Below are 16,843 nucleotides of genomic sequence, written 5' to 3'. Positions count from 1 at the left end.
ATCAAAAGATCGCAGCCTCGTTTCACTCGACAGCTCCTACAGGGAAATGTGGGGGTAATAAAAAAGGCGACAGGAGGGTAAGTCCTGTCGCCTTCTCTGTCAGTCGGAAAGCTTACTGCACTTCGACTGCCAGGCTTTCACTGATCTTTTTCTGCCAGATGGCAGGACCGGTGATGTGGACCGACTCGCCCTTGCTGTCGACGGCAACCGTCACTGGCATGTCTTTGACGTCGAACTCGTAGATGGCTTCCATCCCCAGTTCGGCGAAAGCCACGACGCGGGATTTCTTGATGGCTTGTGCCACCAGGTAAGCCGCGCCGCCAACCGCCATCAGGTAAACGGCTTTGTGGTCCTTGATCGCTTCGATGGCGGTCGGGCCGCGCTCGGATTTGCCGATCATGCCCAACAGGCCGGTTTGCTCGAGGATCTGACGGGTGAACTTGTCCATCCGCGTGGCAGTGGTCGGACCGGCAGGGCCAACGACTTCTTCGCGCACCGGATCAACCGGGCCGACGTAGTAGATGAAGCGACCCTTGAGGTCTACCGGCAAGGTTTCACCCTTGTTCAGCATCTCGACCATGCGCTTGTGCGCAGCGTCGCGACCGGTGAGCATCTTGCCGTTGAGCAGGACGGTTTCGCCCGGCTTCCAGCTCTGCACGTCTTCCGGGGTCAGCGTATCGAGATTGACGCGACGGGCCGACGGACCGGCTTCCCAGACGATTTCCGGGTAGGCGTCCAACGGCGGTGCTTCCAGCGAGGCCGGGCCGGAACCGTCGAGCACGAAGTGGGCGTGACGGGTGGCGGCGCAGTTCGGGATCATGCACACCGGCAACGAAGCGGCGTGGGTCGGGTAATCCATGATCTTCACGTCGAGCACGGTGGTCAGGCCACCCAGGCCCTGGGCGCCAATGCCCAGTTGGTTGACCTTCTCGAACAGCTCCAGGCGCATCTCTTCGATACGGCTGGACGGGCCGCGCTTGATCAGCTCGTGAATGTCGATGGATTCCATCAACACTTCCTTGGCCATTACTGCGGCTTTCTCGGCGGTACCGCCGATGCCGATACCGAGCATGCCCGGTGGGCACCAGCCGGCGCCCATGGTCGGAACGGTTTTCAACACCCAGTCGACGATCGAGTCGGACGGGTTGAGCATGGCCATTTTCGACTTGTTCTCGGAACCGCCGCCCTTGGCCGCCACGTCCACTTCCACGGTGTTACCCGGGACGATGGAATAGTGGATAACGGCCGGGGTGTTGTCCTTGGTGTTTCTACGAGCGCCCGCCGGGTCGGCAAGGATCGAGGCACGCAGGACGTTTTCCGGCAGGTTGTAAGCCTGGCGCACGCCTTGGTTGATCATGTCGTCCAGACTCATGGTGGCGCCATCCCAACGCACGTCCATGCCCACACGGACAAACACGGTCACGATGCCGGTGTCCTGGCAAATTGGACGGTGGCCAGTGGCGCACATGCGGGAGTTGATCAGGATTTGCGCCATGGAATCACGGGCGGCCGGCGATTCTTCGCGCAGGTAAGCCTCGTGCATCGCCTGGATGAAGTCCACGGGGTGGTAATAGGAAATGAACTGCAGGGCGTCGGCAACGCTCTGAATCAGGTCGTCTTGCTTGATCACGGTCATGAGTCGCGCTCCTCTAAAAGACGGGAACATTCAATAAGGTGCTTGCAGCTTGGGTGTGTCGGTCGGTTGCAAGCACCTTTACAAGGCACGCCGGGGCTGCTGGCGCGACGCTAAAAAGGCGCGGCAGTATAACGCGCCTCCGTTTGGTAAACACCCGCCGGGCGTTAATCATTGGTCGCAGCCGGACGCAGGCTTCGCCAGCGACGACAGGGACAGGTGTTTGCGGGGGATTGGAGTCAGTGGTTTGACGCCAGTTTTTCGCGCCGAGAATTGAATGGTCATTTATCAGGCACGACACTAAAGTGGCAACCGGACTGTAGAGTAGGACACTCAAACAGCGTTTTTTTTGCACGGTGAGTCAACGATTGACCCATAACGCTATCCAACGACTTTTGCTCAAACGCTTTGCCCTCGCCGCCGGTACCTATGCCCTGGCTTTGCTGCTGCTGTGGCTGGCATTTTTTACTGGCCACTTCGCCGAATCATTATCCAGCGTCGCCATCGGCAGTGCGTTGGTCGTCACCAGCCAGGTGGCGTTGTTCGGGGTTTTTTACAGCGGCTGCAACCTGCGCTTTTCCGATCCCAGCCTGACCGAAGCCCAAGTACTGCTGGGGCTGGGTTGGCAAACCTGGTTGATCGCCCATCTGGACCAGGCTCGGGGTGCGTTTCTGGTCTTCTACGTGTTGATTCTGCTGTTTGGCCTGTTCCACCTGTCGCGACGTTCCTTTATACGGTGCGCGATGTTGGTGTTTTTCAGTTTCAGTGCGATCACGCTGTGGGACGCCTATCACTTCCAGCTGACTGACCCGGCGCTGGCAGCGTTGCAGGTTTGCGTGCTGTTCATTGTTCTGGTCTGGCTGGTGTTTTACGCCAGCTACGTTCAGAACTCGCGCCAACGCATGCGCCAGCGCCGTTTCGCCTTGCAGGCGCATCAGGACACGCTGCGCGGGATGATGCGTCAGCTTGAAGACCTGGTGGCCACCGATGAGCTGACGGGGCTGTTCAATCGCCGGCACTTTCTGCGACTGGCCTCCCGCGAGTTGAATTCGATGGAGGCCGGCGTGGTGCACGGTCTGGCGCTGATCGATCTCGATCACTTCAAACGCATCAACGATGTCCACGGTCATGCTGCCGGCGATCAGGTGCTGCAAGCCTTTGCTGCGGTGGCCACTGCGTGCTTGCGTGAAGGTGATGTGCTGGCCCGTTACGGCGGTGAAGAGTTCGTGTTGCTGCTGCCCGACTGCAACGCCGAGCGCCTGACGTCTTGCTGCGAACGGTTGCGCATTGCGTTCACTGATGTCGAGTTGATTGGCCTCAATGTCAGTCACCTCAGCTTGTCGGCCGGCATGACGTTGCTGGAACTGGATGACGATCTCGACGATGCCCTGCACCGGGCCGATCAGGCGCTCTACCGCGCTAAACGTGATGGTCGTAATCGTTGCGCGGCGGCCTGGGAGAACGCCGATGCCTGAGCTACGGGTTGGCGAGCGGCAATGGTCAGTCGCGGCGGGCAGTAATTTGCTCGATGCGCTGAACAGCAACGGCGTGGCGGTGCCTTACAGTTGCCGTGCCGGCAGTTGCCATGCGTGCCTTGTGCAATGCCTGCAAGGGTTGCCAAGCGACATCCGACCCGATGCCTTGAGCGCCGAACAGCGCCGGGAAGGCTGGCGGCTGGCCTGTCAGTGCCAGGTCGTCGAGGATCTGCAAGTACACGCTTTCGATCCGCAGCGGGACGGACGCCCGGCGAAGGTGGCGGCCGTCGATTGGCTGAGCGCTCAGGTGTTGCGTCTGCGTCTGGTTTCCGAACGGCCATTTCGCTACAGCGCCGGGCAGCACCTGGTGTTGTGGGCAGGTCACGTCGCCCGGCCCTATTCCCTCGCCAGCCTGCCGGAAGAGGACCGCTTTCTGGAGTTTCATCTCGATTGCCGCCAGCCGGGGGCATTTAGCGATGCCGCCCGTCAGCTCAGGATCGGCGATGACATCCGGCTCGGCGAGTTACGCGGCGGTGCACTGCATTACGACCCTGACTGGCACACCCGGCCTTTGTGGCTGATGGCCGCCGGCACCGGATTGGGGCCGTTGTTTGGTGTGTTGCGAGAGGCGCTGCGTCAGGATCATCAAGGCGCCATCCGCGTCATTCACCTGGCCCATGACGCCGATGAACACTATCTGGCCAAACCGTTGCAGGCCATGGCCGACGGTCGTCCAAACCTCAGTATCGAGCTGTGGACGCCGGCCGAGTTACCAGCGGCTTTGGCGCAATTACGCCTTGTTTCGCGGCAAACCCAAGCCTTACTCTGCGGGTCCCCCGACAGTGTCGACGCCTTTGCCAAACGCCTTTACCTGGCGGGACTGCCGCGCAATCAACTGCTGGCTGACGTCTTTGTGCCTCGTGGTTGAGCGCTGACTTTTCAGACGCGAGACCCACCATGACCGATGCCGTCCAGATTGAGCGCGAACGCGGGCTTCTGACCCTGCGCCTGAATCGTCCCGACAAGAAAAACGCCCTGACCCGCGCCATGTACAGCGCCTTGGCAGCAGCACTGAAACAGGCTGATGCCGATCCCGACATCTACGCCGTGCTGATCACCGGCAGCCACGAATGCTTCACCGCCGGCAACGATATCGCCGACTTCATTCAACAGCCACCCGGTGATCTCGACAGCCCGGTGTTTCACTTCATGCTCAATTTGCTTGAATGCCGCAAACCGGTGATTGCTGGCGTAGCGGGTGCGGCGGTGGGGATTGGTACGACGCTGTTGCTGCATTGCGACCTGGTGTATGTCAGCGCAGATGCGCGTTTGCGCATGCCCTTCGTCAATCTTGGGTTGTGCCCGGAATTTGGTTCCAGCCTGATCCTGCCGCGTTTGTTGGGACATGCGAAAGCGGCTGAACTGTTGCTGCTGGGCGAGCGATTCAGTGGTGAGCAAGCGGCGGCATGGGGCATCGCGAGCGAGGCCCTGGACAGTGGCGAAGCGGCATTGGCGAGGGCGCGGGAGATGGCGTTGCGCTTCGAAGCCTTGCCTGCGGAGGCGGTGCGCATCAGCAAGCAATTGATGAAAGCGCCGGACCGGGAGTTGTTGCGCAAGGTGATAGAAGAGGAGGGCGCTTTGTTCACCCAACGACTGCGCTCGCCGGAGGCGATGGCGGCGTTGTCGGGGTTCATTAACCGGCATTGAATCTTCGCTGGCAGTGCCGGCCTCATCGCGGGCAAGCCCGGCTCCCGCAGGTTTTGTGTTGAACCACGGTTGTGGGCAGGCTCAATCCCTGTGGGAGCCGGGCTCGCCCGCGATGAGGCCCCATCAACACATACTCTGGATCCGAAACCAAAAAGCCCCGCCATTCACATGGCGGGGCTTTCGTTTTTCAGCTGCCGGACACTCAGACCATCGGGTCGCCAACGTGCAGGATCTTCATGCCGTTGGTGCCGCCAATGGTGTGGTAGCTGTCGCCCTTGGTCAGGATGACCCAGTCGCCTTTCTCCACGACACCACGCTTGAGCAACTCGTCGATCGCGGCCTGGCTGACTTGCTCAGGCGGCAACGATGCCGGGTCGAACGGTACGGTATAGACACCACGGAACATGGCCGCGCGGGCCTGGGTTTCGCGGTGCGGGGAGAACGCGTAGATTGGCACCGACGAGCGGATACGCGACATGATCAACGGCGTGTAGCCACTTTCGGTCAGGGCGATGATCGCCTTCACGCCCGGGAAGTGGTTGGCGGTGTACATCGCGGCCAGGGCGATGGACTGGTCGCAGCTTTCGAAGACCTTGCCGATGCGGTGGCTGGAAGTCTTGCTGGTCGGGTGCTTTTCAGCGCCGACGCAGATGCGCGCCATGGCTTGCACCGCTTCCAGCGGGTACAGACCGGCAGCACTTTCAGCCGAGAGCATCACGGCGTCGGTGTAGTCGAGCACGGCGTTGGCCACGTCGGACACTTCGGCACGGGTCGGCATCGGGTTCTGGATCATCGACTCCATCATCTGGGTCGCCACGATCACAGCCTTGTTGTGGCGGCGAGCGTGCAGAATGATTTTCTTCTGAATGCCCACCAGCTCGGCGTCGCCGATTTCCACACCAAGGTCACCACGGGCAACCATCACCGCGTCGGAAGCCTTGATCAGCGCATCCAGTGTGTCGTCGTCGGCCACGGCTTCGGCACGTTCAATCTTCGCCACCAGCCAGGCAGTACCGCCCGCTTCGTCGCGCAGTTGACGGGCGTATTCCATGTCGGCGGCATCTCGCGGGAAGGACACCGCGAGGTAATCCACTTCCATTTCCGCTGCGAGCTTGATGTCGGCCTTGTCTTTTTCGGTCAGGGCCGGTGCAGTCAGGCCACCACCGCGACGGTTGATACCTTTATGGTCCGACAGGGGACCGCCGATCAGCACGGTGCAGTGCAGTTCGGTTGCAGTGGCGGTATCAACGCGCATGACCACGCGACCGTCGTCGAGCAACAGCTCGTCGCCCACGCCGCAGTCCTTGACCAGATCCGGGTAGTCGATGCCGACCACTTGCTGGTTGCCTTCGGTCAACGGATGGCTGGTGGAGAAGGTGAATTGATCACCGATCTTCAGCTCGATCTTCTTGTTGGCGAACTTGGCGATACGGATTTTCGGGCCTTGCAGGTCGCCTAGCAGGGCAACGAAGCGGCCGTGCTTGGCGGCGAGGTCGCGCACCAGCTTCGCGCGAGCCTTGTGCTCGTCGGGAGTGCCGTGGGAGAAATTCAGGCGGGCGACGTCCAGGCCAGCCAGAATCAGCTGTTCTAGAACTTCCGGCGAGTTACTGGCCGGGCCAAGGGTAGCGACGATTTTGGTACGACGGACGGACATGCAAAGACTCCTGAGTTCAAGCGCTGAGCAGAGGCTACTATGCTCCGTGGGTGTAGTCATTGTTCGAGTGCACTACTTATTTTTTTGTTTTTTTATTCAATTGCATCTTTAAACGAACAAACCTGAAGATTTCGGGCAACGGGTCGATACAGAGCTCAAGACAGGAGAACCTTCATGCGATTCGTGCTTATTGCCGCCCTGGCCCTCAGTGTCACGGGCTGCACCCGTTGGTCGATGAACCATCATTTGAATAACGCCTACAGTGCTTATGACCGAGGCAACTGTGAGCAGGTGATGCTCGAACTGTCCAAGGTCGACCGCGCCAGCCGTGCCCGGCGCTATGTACAACCGGAGGTCTCGATGATGCGGGGCCAGTGCCTTGAGCGTCAGAAACTGTTTATCGATGCCGCCCAGACATACCAGTTCATCATCGCGTCCTACCCGCAAAGCGAGTACGCATTTCGTGCCCGCGCACGGCTGGAAACCTTGCAGAGCCTGGGGCATTACCCGATGCGTTCTGCCGCTGTCGTACGTCCGACGCAGTTCTGATTGCAGTTGTCATTTAATGGCTGGCCGACCAGCGGTAGTGAGCTATAGTCCAATAATGCGGCTTTGGAGGTTTGCCCCCGGGTCGATGTCCTACCTGTGATCGGCAGAAGTAAGTGGCAGCGGTTCAAAGACTGTCGCACCAGGATCAGGGAGAGCGCGCCTTTAACGTATAGAGGCCCGTTCCGAAGCATTAGTGCGGTCCTGCTTAAGGGCCTTGCGTAGCGAAATCAGCATGTTCACTGACCGCCGAATCAAGCGGCATCAACTGCCGTATTTTCTCAAAGTGTTCAACAGCGTCACTGACAAGCCAATCGGCTTTCTGGGTAACGTGTCCGAAGACGGGCTGATGCTTATCAGCCATTTGCCGATGATGATCGGGGCGGATTTTGATCTGCGCCTGAAAATCCCTGCCGGCGACGGCGTCTACCAGGTCATCGATGTGCGGGCGTGTTGTTTGTGGTGTCATGAAGATGCGACACCGCATCACTATGACGCCGGTTTCAGCATTCAGCAGGCGCCGCCGGAATATGGGCAACTGGTCAGCGCAATCAGGCAATATTTCAGCTTTCAGCCATTGCCAGCATCGGCCTGAGAAAGGCTAAAGATCACGGCCTGCGAACTTCGGAGTGACTACCGATCCCGTAGAAGCTGCCGCAGGATGCGATCTTTTGACCTCAAGCGCCCCCACCACGCTTCCAGTTCAAATAGTGCGTCACCATAGCCGGTCCCAACTCGCCCGGCCTCACGTCCATCACGGGAATGCCATGGGCGCTCAAGCGCTCCTGAAGTGCTGCGCGAGCGTTCAAGTATTCCACCGTGCCGCAATAGGTCAACGCCTCCCCCAGGGTTTGCACCGGCATTTGTCGCGTGGTGTCGAGGACCTCCTCACGCAAGCTCGCGACCAATACCTGATGCTGTTTACTTAACCGTTGCACGGCACCCATCAATTCTTCATCGTCCTCATCGCGCAGATTGGTGACCAGCACCACCAGGCCTCGACGTTTCTGGCGTGCCAGTAACTGGCTGGCTGCCGCCTGGTAATCCGCGGGTCGTTGGGTGGTGTCCAGATCGTAAACGGTGTTGAGTAGCACGTTGAGCTGAGCGCTACCTTTGGCCGGTGCGAGGTAGCGCGGTGGATCGCTGGCAAACGTACTCAGCCCCACCGCGTCGCCCTGACGCAGGGCGATGTAGCTGAGCAGCAGGCAGGCATTGAGCGCGTGATCGAAATGCGCAAGTTCGCTGTCCTGGCTGCGCATGCGCCGACCGCAATCGAGCATGAACACGATCTGTTGATCGCGCTCGTCCTGATATTCCCGGGCAATCGGCGTGCGCTGGCGGGCGGTGGCTTTCCAGTCGATCTGACGCAGGCTGTCGCCTTCCCTGAATTCGCGCAGCTGATGAAACTCCAGGCCCAGGCCGCGACGTTGTCGCTGGCGTACCCCCAATTGATTAAGCCAGTTATCCACCGCCAGCAATTGCCCTCCGTAGAAACGGGCGAAGTCGGGATACACACGGGTGGTGTCGCTGACGCTCAGCAGGCGTTTTTCTGACCACAGGCCCAATGGGCTTGGCAGGCTGACTTCGCAGTGTTCGAAGCTAAAGTGACCCCGTTTCAATGGGCGTACGCGGTAACCGATCTGGCTGATCGGGCCTGGCTGAAGTTCGAATGTCAGGGGCAGGTTTTCGATGCTCAGGCCGTCGGGTACATGATCAAAGACCTGGGCACTCATCGGTTGTAAAAGATCGTGCTCGACCTCCAGTCGCACTTCGCTCCAGCGACCAAGCGCCAGGGTGCCGGGCATTTGTCGGCGTATGCGCGGTGAAGGCAGGCGCCTGAGGCGGATGGCATCGAGTATTGCCAAGGTCAGCAACGCCAGCAGCAAGCCCCAGTTGATCGGTGAAAGGCTCGAGGGCAGCGCGATACCCAGTGCCCGCAATGCGCCCAGCAGAATACCGATGGCCATCAGCGTTGCGAGCCAGATCAGCAGCAGCCGCGAGGGTTTCATTGCAGCCCCGCGGGAGCAAGCTCCCTCGCCACAGGGTATTTGTGCACGACAGTGATCACAGCCGCGGCGCCGGGACTTGATCCAGCAGTTGCCTGAGCACGTGATCGACCTCAAGCCCTTCGATATCCAGCTCCGGTGCAATGCGCACGCGATGGCGCAATACGGCCAGTGCACAGCCTTTGATGTCGTCCGGAATCACGAATTCGCCACCGCGCAGCAGGGCGCGCGCCCGGGCGCAACGTACAAGGGCAATGGATGCCCGTGGTCCCGCGCCGAGAATGAGACCTGGCCAGCTTCGGGTTGTGCGGGCCAGACGCACCGCGTAATCGAGTACCTGGTCGTCCAGCGGCAGGTCGCTGGCGATGCGTTGCAAGGCCAGCACATCCTTGGCCTGCAACACCGTGCGCAACGGTTGTACGTCGAGCATGTCGGCACGCGTGGAACGGCTGACCTGGCGGACCATGTTCAGCTCCTCCTCGGCGTCGGGGTAATCCATGCGGACCTTGAGCATGAAACGGTCAAGTTCGGCTTCGGGCAGCGGGTAGGTGCCTTCCTGTTCGATGGGGTTTTGCGTGGCGAGCACCATGAAAGGTTGCGCGATGGGCAGGGCGCGACCTTCGAGGGTGACCTGGCGCTCCTGCATGGCTTCGAGCAACGCCGCCTGGGTTTTCGCCGGGGCGCGGTTGATCTCGTCGGCCAGCAACAGGTTGGTAAACAACGGACCCTTGCGCAGTTTGAATTGCTCGGTCTGCAAGTCGTACACCGCGTGCCCGGTGACGTCGCTGGGCATCAGGTCCGGGGTGAACTGAATGCGCGCGAACTCACCGCCAAAACAGCGGGCGAGGGCACGGACCAGCAGGGTTTTGCCCAGTCCCGGGACACCTTCGAGCAACACGTGACCGCCGGCGATCAGTGCGGTCAGCACGTCGTCGATGACAGTGTTCTGGCCGATCACGGCTTTTTGCAATTCGACACGAACCGCCTGGGCCAATTGACTGGCACGCTGGCGTTGCTGGGCGGCGTGGGAGGGTGAGCCTGGCTCGATCTGTTCACTCATAAGGCGTTCCTCAAGGTTTGCAGGTGGGCAACCTGGCGGCTGAAGTCGGCGTTGTTGAGCCGTTGCTTCGATCGCGGGCTCATGGCCTGGCTGATAGCGCGTGTGGGTTGGCCGGTCAGGCGTGAAAGCACCAGCCATTGCTCGGCAACGCCGAGTTGATCAAAACCTGGATGACGGCGCCGGACACGCCGAAGGATGTCTTGCTGCAGGGCTTGCATCAGGTGGGTCTGACCCTTGCGGCGCAGCATGAAATCGGCACTGGCACGCAGGTGTTCCTGAAGTTGTCGGCGGGCTTTCGGTGCCGGGGCAAGCAAGGGACCGCTGCGCATGCCGACGTGCCACAAGCCCAGGCCGATCAGCGCCACAAGGGCCACCAATGCCTGAGGGAAATAGCGCAGCAGCAACGTCAGCAGGCTGTCGTGATCGGTGTTGAACATCAGGGTCACGCTTGTGTCAGCGGTCAGGTACCAGAGCAGCCAGGCGTTGTCGTACTGTGCGATGGCCGGGGCTTTCCAGAGGTCTGCATCGGTGACCACGATGATTGAGCCGAGCCCGTGATTCAGCTGCATCATGTGCGTGGCCTTGGCGCTGTTGGCCCAGGACTGAGCGAGGTTGTTCGGGTCTTCGAGGTGAAACGCCGTGTCGAAACTTGCGTAGGCCGGTGCGTCTTCGTTTTCCAGGTACAGCTTGGTCAGCTTGGGAAACCGGTCGTTGTCGAGATCGGGCGGCGGTTCCTTGAGGTTTTTGCTCAGGGACTGATGCAACTGAACCCGGTCGAGCAACAGGTCATTGCTTTGACCGGTTTTGTCATCCCATAACGATTGAGCGACAAACAGCAGTCGACCTCCGGCCCGTGTCCAGTTCATCACTTGGTCGATCTGACGTGGGGTCATGTTGTAGCGGTCCCCGAACAGCAAAAGACTGTGCTGGCGCGGATCGAGCGTAGGCAGTACGTCGAGGCTGTCGGCGTGGCCAACGGTCAGACCCTGTTTACGCAAAAAGTACTCGGCAGCCAGGTACGGATTGGCCTGGGCTTCGGGAGCGGGGCCGTGATCAATCTCGGTCTGATAGGGCGTTGCCATGAGGTAGAGATACACAGCGAGCGCAGTCACCAGCACAGCGATGAGCGCACCGATCGTCATCAACCTGGCCCGTTTCAACGCGAGGCTCCCTTACCGAACAATGCTCGCCAGCCGTCACAGAGTTCCTGTTGCGCAGGCCCTGGTGGCAGGCGATGTCCGTAGGCCATGTTTTGCCAGTGTCCGGTCAGGTTTCTGCTGAACGCCAGCAGAGCCGGTTGTTGCAGGCGTTCGATGCGCTCAAGTACCTGGCCTTCGGTGTCGGCGGGTTTCAGCGCCATGTTGTAGTCATGCAGCAAATGGCTGAGCAATGCGCGATAGAGCAAGCCGAGCGCTTCTCGAGGGTGACTCTGCCAAAGGTTTTCGGCACTGGCGGCGATATCGGCGGGCAGCGTTTCCCGGGCGAGGTCGAGGCCGAATGCCTGCTGCGGCAAAGGGCGGTCGATTTTTTTCGTGGTACTCGATCGCCGGCTGACGAAGGTATTCAGCCAGTCGCGGTAGCGCCAGATGACCAGCGCCACTGCGCCGATCAGCGTCCCCCACAAGAAGACTTCAATCAGCGTGGCGACTGTGCCGAAGCGTTGAGTATCCAGCAACTTGAGAAGTGCCCTCAGCCATGCCGGTAGCTTGTCATCGCCAGCATTTTCGGCGGTGGGGTTTTCTTCGCCGAAGCGATAACGAGTGACACTCTCCTTGTTTTTGAACGGTGGTTGATCGAGAAGCGCCTTGATGCTGTCCCGAGAGGCCTGGCTGGTGAGCGGTTGCTCCAGCAGGCGCGGGGTGTCAGGTGATATGACCGGCTCAGCTGCCCACGTGGTTTGCATAGCCGGAACCCACAGAAGCGCCGCCATCAGCAGGACCCCCGCGGTGTTCGCCAGACGCTGGCGCAATCGACGGAACACCAGTTCGATATCCCAGGCTTCCAGCACCGTGCGCCGGTTCAGGTAAAGGCTGAAACCGCAGGCGACATAAATCGGTTCCCACACCACCAGCACCAGGACGTAAAAGGCATTCGTCAGGTGTTCCAGCCACCGCCAGTCCTGCTGCGTGGCAGTAATCAAGGTTTGCCAGCTCCAGTCGAGTTCGATTTGTTGCGGCAGTAACAGGTAGAACAGCACCATCAGACCGATCCACAACGCACTTTCCAGATGCACGCCGATGATCGTCAGCCACTGGGCGGCGCCTGCATTACGCTGCAACAGCACCTGCAAACGCTGTTGCCGCGCCTGACCGCTCAAGCCTTCGAGTTGCACCACGGGCATTAGAAAGCTGCGACTCAAACTGAGGCGTCGCCAGGTCAGGCTGGCCAGCAGTTGTGGTTTTAGCAAGTGCGGCCATTGGTGCAGTGCCTGTTTCAGGGTGGGTGTTTCACCGAACATGGCTTTGGAGAGGATGTACAGCGGCAGGCGTTCGAACGCCGGTTTCAGCCACCAGAAGATGAACACGGCGAGCGATGGCGAATCCCACAACGCCCAACTCAGCAACGCGAAGATCGGCAAGGTCACGATTGCCCAACTGGTCATCAACAGGCGTCGGTGGCGCTGACTGAGAAGTACGCCAAGGTCCATGGCTTCCCAGTGGTTGCGGGGACGGATGACTACGCTTGCATCACTCAGACGCATGGCGAGTCCGTCCGGCAAACAGCAAATACATAGCCACCAATATCCAGAGCAGTGCACCGACCAGGTATTTGATGAAGGGCGCGGGCGCGGTCATCGACGACCAGTACGCTTCGATAAAGGCGGCAATCAGCAGAAACAACATGACCCCGCAAATCAGCAGCACGCTTTTGCGCGCCGCCTGTCGCAAGGCTTCGACGCGAGGCAGACGACCCGGCGCAATTAACGCCCAGCCCAGTTGCAGGCCTGCGGCACCGGCCAGGGCGATGGCGGTGAGTTCGAAAGCACCATGGCCGATCACGAATGACCAGAAGGTTTGCCCATAGCCGATCTGCGTGAGATGCCCGGCCACCGCGCCAATCATCAAGCCGTTGTAAACCAGGAAAAACGCACTGCCCAGGCCAAACAGCACACCACTGGCGAAGGTCTGAAAGGCAATGCCGATGTTGTGCATGATGTAGTAACCGAACATGACCCAGTCTTCGCTGGCGGCTCGTTCCGCTGAACGACCCAAGTGACCGCCATCGGGGTCGTACATGCTTTGCATCTGACTGACCTGCTCGACCGGGATCAGGTTGTAGACCAGGTCCGGGAACAGATAAACCAACAGCGCGAAGCCGATCAGGCTGCCAAAGAAAAGCAGGCCGGCCGCCAGCACAAAACGCCATTGCGCGCGCACCAGTCGGGGAAAGTCCGCCAATATGAACGCCAGTGCATGGGTACCCAGTTGGCTGCGATGTCGATAAAGCTGTTGATGACCACGCAGGACTTGTTGCTGCAGCGAGTCGATGAGGAAACTGCTGTAGCCGCGTTCCTGAGCCAGGGCCAGTTGGCAGCAGAGGCGCCGATAATCGCTTGGAAAGCTGCCAGCCCGAGACGTTTTTCCGCCCCGTTCCAAGGCATCAAGCGTCAGCGAAAATCGCTCCCATTCGGCTTTGTGCCGACTCTCGAAAAGACTTTGCTTCATGCGGGGCCCAACAAGCCACGGGCGATCCCGTTGAGTTCGACGACAGACTTTGATGCGGGAAGGTGTAACGGTTGCACCAGGATGGAAGCGAGTTCATTGATCCGCGCCTCGGAAAGCTCAGGTTGGCGTTCGGCGAATCCAAGAATGGCGCGTTGCTCGACCAGCGTCAGTGGCACGGCGGGTCGTCGGGGTTCGACGTCAGCCAGTTGCGGTCGGGTGAGGGGTTGTTCGCGGTAGATCACAAGGGTGCCGGCGGCGAGATCACCGAGGCGTTTGAAGGTGGGGTGCTGCAGGCAACTGATGGCGCCGAGGAAGTAACCGAACGGCAGCATATCGACGAATCGCAGCAGGTTGCGCAGCAAGGACGCGGACCAGCCAACGGGTGTGCCATCGTCTTGCACCACCCGCAGGCCCATGCATTGCTTGCCCGGTGAACGGCCTTGATTGAGTACTTCAAACAGGACCATGTACCACCAACTCACCATAAAAAGCAGGATGGAACCCAGCCCTGCACCCAGCTTCCCCATAAACGCCAACACGATAAACAGCAGGCCCAGAATCAGCCCGCGCAGCGCCAGATCGATGGAGAACGCCACCGCTCGCACCATTAGCCCGGCCGGCCGCAATGGCAAGTCGATGCCTTCCGGCGTTTCGACCTGGTGCCGCGTATCCAGTGGCGGGGACAGCGTCGCTTTCCTTGGCAGTGCTGTGGTCTCGAGCATGGGCAACCTTGGTGTGGCCTGTTCGGGATTCGATGTGCGTCCGATGCTAGCAGTCTCTCGGGGGGGAACGACATCACTATGTAACGGGCCGTGAGTAACGGGAGATGACTGAATCACAAGAATGCTGGCCGGGGCGGGAGGTGAACGCCTAGACTTTGCCGATCTTCAGTTCAGGAATAGCCCGTGACCTCCATCTTCTGGTACGACTATGAAACCACTGGCATCAACCCTCGCTGCGACCGTCCGCTGCAAGTCGCGGGTATTCGTACCGACTTCGATTTGAATGAAATTGACGAGCCGGTCAATCTTTACTGCCAGCCCAGCGAAGACATCCTGCCTCATCCTGCGGCCTGTGCAATCACGGGAATCACGCCGAGTTGCCTGGCCGAAAAGGGGTTGAGCGAGGCCGACTTCATGACCCGCGTGCATACCCAACTGGCAGCTCCCGGCACCTGTGGCGCCGGGTACAACACCTTGCGTTTCGATGACGAGATGACCCGTTACAGCTTGTATCGAAACTTCTTTGACCCCTATGCACGCGAGTGGCAGAGCGGTAACAGCCGCTGGGACTTGATCGATGTCGTGCGCGCCGCCTATGCCTTGCGCCCGGATGGCCTGGAATGGCCGACGGACGAAGAGGGGCGGGTGACGCTCAAGCTTGAACGCCTGAGCGCTGCCAATGGCATCGATCATGGCCATGCCCACGAAGCGCTGTCGGACGTTCGGGCCACCATAGCCCTGGCGCGCCTGATACGGGAAAAGCAGCCGAAGCTCTATGACTGGTTGTTCCAGTTGCGCAGCAAGCAGAAAGTGATGGATCAGATTCGACTGTTGCAGCCGATGGTGCACATATCGGGTCGCTTTTCGGCGGCGCGTCATTATGTCGGGGTGGTGTTGCCGCTGGCTTGGCACCCGCGCAACAAAAACGCCTTGATTGTCTGCGATTTGCACCTGGACCCTGAGGGTCTGCTCGACCTGGACGCCGAGTCCTTGCGCCAGCGGCTGTACACCCGACGAGATGATCTGCAGGGCGGCGAGTTGCCGGTGCCTCTCAAACTCATACACATCAACAAATGTCCGGTGGTTGCACCGTTGGCGGTTCTGCGTACGCAAGACCAGCAACGTCTTGGGCTGGATATGGCGCTTTATCAGGCACGTGCACTGCGGCTAAGTGACGCACAAGATGTTTGGAAAGATAAAGTTCAGGCCATCTATGCCCGCGAGGACTTCGCCCAAAGCGAGGATCCTGAGCAACAGTTATACGATGGTTTTATCGGTGATCGGGATCGTCGTCTATGTGAGCAAGTCCGGGTGGCAGACCCGGCGCAATTAGCACAACAACAGTGGCCGTTCGATGATGAACGCTTGCCTGAATTATTGTTTCGATATCGCGCCCGTAACTTCCCCGATACCTTGAGTATCCCAGAGCAGGAACGTTGGCAATTATTCTGTCAGCAACGTTTGTCGGCACCCGAGTGGGGAGCGCCGAATACGCTGGATTCTTTTGCAGAAGCCGCAGCCCAGTTGATGCTTACTGCAACACCTTCCCAGCGAGCGGTGCTCGATGAATGGCAGAAATATGTCCAGGCATTACGCGTTCGTTTGAATCTTTGAAAACGAACATGCCCGGGCTTGAATGCCGGGCATAAAAAAACGCCAGCGTCAGCTGGCGTTCTTTTCTATCGCAGATCAGTCCGCGACAGCTCTGCGGCTTAGCCCAGCAGAGTTGCCCAGCCTTCAACCACGTCACCGCCCCACTTGGCTTTCCACTCTTTCAGAGTCTTGTGGTTGCCACCTTTGGTTTCGATGACTTCGCCGTTGTGCGGGTTTTTGTATTGTTTAACTTTGCGAGCGCGCTTGGTGCCAGTAGTTTTTACTGCGCCGCCACGTGGTGCTTTGGTTTTGGATTCTGGGTCCAGCAGCGCAATGATATCGCGCAGGGACTTGGAGTATTCGCCCATCAAGGTGCGCAGTTTGCCTTCGAATTCCAGCTCGGTTTGCAGTTTGTCGTCTTGGGACAGGTTCTTCAAACGGGCTTGCAGCTCTTTGATAGCTTCTTCGGTGGCGCGATATTCGTTGATCAAGGACATGGTGACTACCTTATGTTGGGCGCTGGATAGCAGGTGACAGTGGGCCAATAATAGTCAGGGTGTTTCATCAAGTAAACATTTAACCGTCGTTTTATTTAATTCACTTACGGCTAACAGGGCATTAACCCGGTGCGCAGTTAATTATTAGTGAATCGTGCTTAACGAATATTCACAATTGACTCTTGAATAACCGCCACAAGAGCACCATCGCGCGGGTCGTCTATGTCAGCAGAATCTCTTTTAGCGCCCGCTTGCACGGCAAGGCATCATCAATACTGCAGTTTT

The 16,843-nt window shown here is 59.4% G+C and carries 15 protein-coding genes; 6 read left to right on the top strand and 9 right to left on the bottom strand.

From position 1 onward, the window contains the following. Positions 1-112: 112 nt before the first annotated feature. The gene (locus ACA063_RS23215; RefSeq protein ID WP_497663520.1) at positions 113-1,636 is read right to left on the bottom strand and encodes a fumarate hydratase; all 1,524 of its coding nucleotides are present in this window, start codon (positions 1,634-1,636) and stop codon (positions 113-115) included. Between the two features lie 365 nt (positions 1,637-2,001). On the opposite strand from ACA063_RS23215, the gene ACA063_RS23210 reads away from it, so the two are divergent. Genes ACA063_RS23210 through ACA063_RS23200 form a run of 3 tightly spaced genes read left to right on the top strand, consistent with a single transcriptional unit; the run spans position 2,002 to position 4,815 of the window. After that, positions 2,002-3,108 (top strand): GGDEF domain-containing protein, encoded by a 1,107-nt coding sequence (locus tag ACA063_RS23210; protein ID WP_497663519.1) that lies wholly within the window; start codon positions 2,002-2,004, stop codon positions 3,106-3,108. Then, positions 3,101-4,036, top strand: a complete 936-nt coding sequence (locus tag ACA063_RS23205) for an iron-sulfur-binding ferredoxin reductase (RefSeq protein WP_497663518.1) — start codon at positions 3,101-3,103, stop codon at positions 4,034-4,036. Before ACA063_RS23210 ends, ACA063_RS23205 begins: the two co-directional genes overlap by 8 nt. 29 nt (positions 4,037-4,065) lie before the next feature. Next, positions 4,066-4,815 carry an enoyl-CoA hydratase gene (locus ACA063_RS23200; RefSeq protein WP_497663517.1) on the top strand — a complete coding sequence of 250 codons (750 nt, stop codon included), beginning with the start codon at positions 4,066-4,068 and terminating at the stop codon, positions 4,813-4,815. A gap of 202 nt (positions 4,816-5,017) precedes the next feature. On the opposite strand, the gene pyk is transcribed toward ACA063_RS23200, so the two are convergent. Further along, positions 5,018-6,469, bottom strand: coding sequence for a pyruvate kinase (gene pyk / locus ACA063_RS23195; RefSeq protein WP_162439638.1), 1,452 nt, complete (start codon positions 6,467-6,469; stop codon positions 5,018-5,020). Positions 6,470-6,643: 174 nt separating this feature from the next. Between pyk and ACA063_RS23190 the strand changes: the two genes are divergently transcribed. Further along, complete coding sequence (locus ACA063_RS23190) at positions 6,644-7,018, top strand: tetratricopeptide repeat protein (RefSeq protein ID WP_497663516.1); 375 nt, start codon at positions 6,644-6,646, stop codon at positions 7,016-7,018. Positions 7,019-7,250: 232 nt separating this feature from the next. Beyond that, positions 7,251-7,610, top strand: a complete 360-nt coding sequence (locus ACA063_RS23185; protein WP_497663515.1) for a PilZ domain-containing protein — start codon at positions 7,251-7,253, stop codon at positions 7,608-7,610. Positions 7,611-7,692: 82 nt separating this feature from the next. Here ACA063_RS23185 and ACA063_RS23180 read toward each other — a convergent pair whose 3' ends face one another. From ACA063_RS23180 to ACA063_RS23155, 6 genes are read right to left on the bottom strand one after another with little or no spacing between them, the layout of a single operon-like run. Then, positions 7,693-9,024, bottom strand: a complete 1,332-nt coding sequence (locus ACA063_RS23180; RefSeq protein WP_497663514.1) for a DUF58 domain-containing protein — start codon at positions 9,022-9,024, stop codon at positions 7,693-7,695. Positions 9,025-9,079: 55 nt separating this feature from the next. Then, on the bottom strand, positions 9,080-10,081 hold the full coding sequence (locus tag ACA063_RS23175; RefSeq protein WP_497663513.1) for an AAA family ATPase: 1,002 nt from the start codon (positions 10,079-10,081) through the stop codon (positions 9,080-9,082). After that, a complete protein-coding gene (locus ACA063_RS23170; RefSeq protein WP_497666575.1) occupies positions 10,078-11,223 on the bottom strand; it encodes a DUF4350 domain-containing protein in 1,146 nt (381 codons plus the stop codon). The genes ACA063_RS23175 and ACA063_RS23170 overlap by 4 nt, the downstream gene beginning before the upstream one ends. Positions 11,224-11,237: 14 nt before the next feature. After that, positions 11,238-12,782, bottom strand: coding sequence for a DUF4129 domain-containing protein (locus tag ACA063_RS23165; RefSeq protein ID WP_497663512.1), 1,545 nt, complete (start codon positions 12,780-12,782; stop codon positions 11,238-11,240). Further along, positions 12,769-13,746, bottom strand: coding sequence for a stage II sporulation protein M (locus ACA063_RS23160; RefSeq protein ID WP_497663511.1), 978 nt, complete (start codon positions 13,744-13,746; stop codon positions 12,769-12,771). Before ACA063_RS23160 ends, ACA063_RS23165 begins: the two co-directional genes overlap by 14 nt. Beyond that, entirely contained in the window at positions 13,743-14,468 is a 726-nt protein-coding gene (locus ACA063_RS23155; RefSeq protein ID WP_497663510.1) for an RDD family protein, read from the bottom strand. The genes ACA063_RS23160 and ACA063_RS23155 overlap by 4 nt, the downstream gene beginning before the upstream one ends. Before the next feature lie 183 nt (positions 14,469-14,651). Here ACA063_RS23155 and sbcB point away from each other — a divergent pair, with 183 nt between their 5' ends. Further along, entirely contained in the window at positions 14,652-16,082 is a 1,431-nt protein-coding gene (gene sbcB / locus ACA063_RS23150) for an exodeoxyribonuclease I (RefSeq protein ID WP_497663509.1), read from the top strand. Between the two features lie 98 nt (positions 16,083-16,180). On the opposite strand, the gene mvaT is transcribed toward sbcB, so the two are convergent. Then, positions 16,181-16,558: a histone-like nucleoid-structuring protein MvaT gene (gene mvaT, locus ACA063_RS23145; RefSeq protein WP_007933316.1), complete on the bottom strand. Its 378-nt coding sequence runs from the start codon at positions 16,556-16,558 to the stop codon at positions 16,181-16,183. Between the last annotated feature and the right edge of the window lie 285 nt (positions 16,559-16,843).

It is taken from the genome of Pseudomonas sp. LBUM1643 (assembly GCF_059716215.1).
This window is presented reverse-complemented; position numbering and strand designations above follow the sequence as displayed.

Excerpts from the sequence above, each read along its gene's own strand:
- ACA063_RS23215 (WP_497663520.1), bottom strand. The coding sequence starts at position 1,636 with ATGACCGTGATCAAGCAAGACGACCTGATTCAGAGCGTTGCCGACGCC.
- ACA063_RS23205 (WP_497663518.1), top strand. The coding sequence starts at position 3,101 with ATGCCTGAGCTACGGGTTGGCGAGCGGCAATGGTCAGTCGCGGCGGGC.
- ACA063_RS23200 (WP_497663517.1), top strand. The coding sequence starts at position 4,066 with ATGACCGATGCCGTCCAGATTGAGCGCGAACGCGGGCTTCTGACCCTG.
- pyk (WP_162439638.1), bottom strand. The coding sequence starts at position 6,469 with ATGTCCGTCCGTCGTACCAAAATCGTCGCTACCCTTGGCCCGGCCAGT.
- ACA063_RS23190 (WP_497663516.1), top strand. The coding sequence starts at position 6,644 with ATGCGATTCGTGCTTATTGCCGCCCTGGCCCTCAGTGTCACGGGCTGC.
- ACA063_RS23185 (WP_497663515.1), top strand. The coding sequence starts at position 7,251 with ATGTTCACTGACCGCCGAATCAAGCGGCATCAACTGCCGTATTTTCTC.
- ACA063_RS23180 (WP_497663514.1), bottom strand. The coding sequence starts at position 9,024 with ATGAAACCCTCGCGGCTGCTGCTGATCTGGCTCGCAACGCTGATGGCC.
- ACA063_RS23175 (WP_497663513.1), bottom strand. The coding sequence starts at position 10,081 with ATGAGTGAACAGATCGAGCCAGGCTCACCCTCCCACGCCGCCCAGCAA.
- ACA063_RS23170 (WP_497666575.1), bottom strand. The coding sequence starts at position 11,223 with ATGACGATCGGTGCGCTCATCGCTGTGCTGGTGACTGCGCTCGCTGTG.
- ACA063_RS23165 (WP_497663512.1), bottom strand. The coding sequence starts at position 12,782 with ATGCGTCTGAGTGATGCAAGCGTAGTCATCCGTCCCCGCAACCACTGG.
- ACA063_RS23160 (WP_497663511.1), bottom strand. The coding sequence starts at position 13,746 with ATGAAGCAAAGTCTTTTCGAGAGTCGGCACAAAGCCGAATGGGAGCGA.
- ACA063_RS23155 (WP_497663510.1), bottom strand. The coding sequence starts at position 14,468 with ATGCTCGAGACCACAGCACTGCCAAGGAAAGCGACGCTGTCCCCGCCA.
- mvaT (WP_007933316.1), bottom strand. The coding sequence starts at position 16,558 with ATGTCCTTGATCAACGAATATCGCGCCACCGAAGAAGCTATCAAAGAG.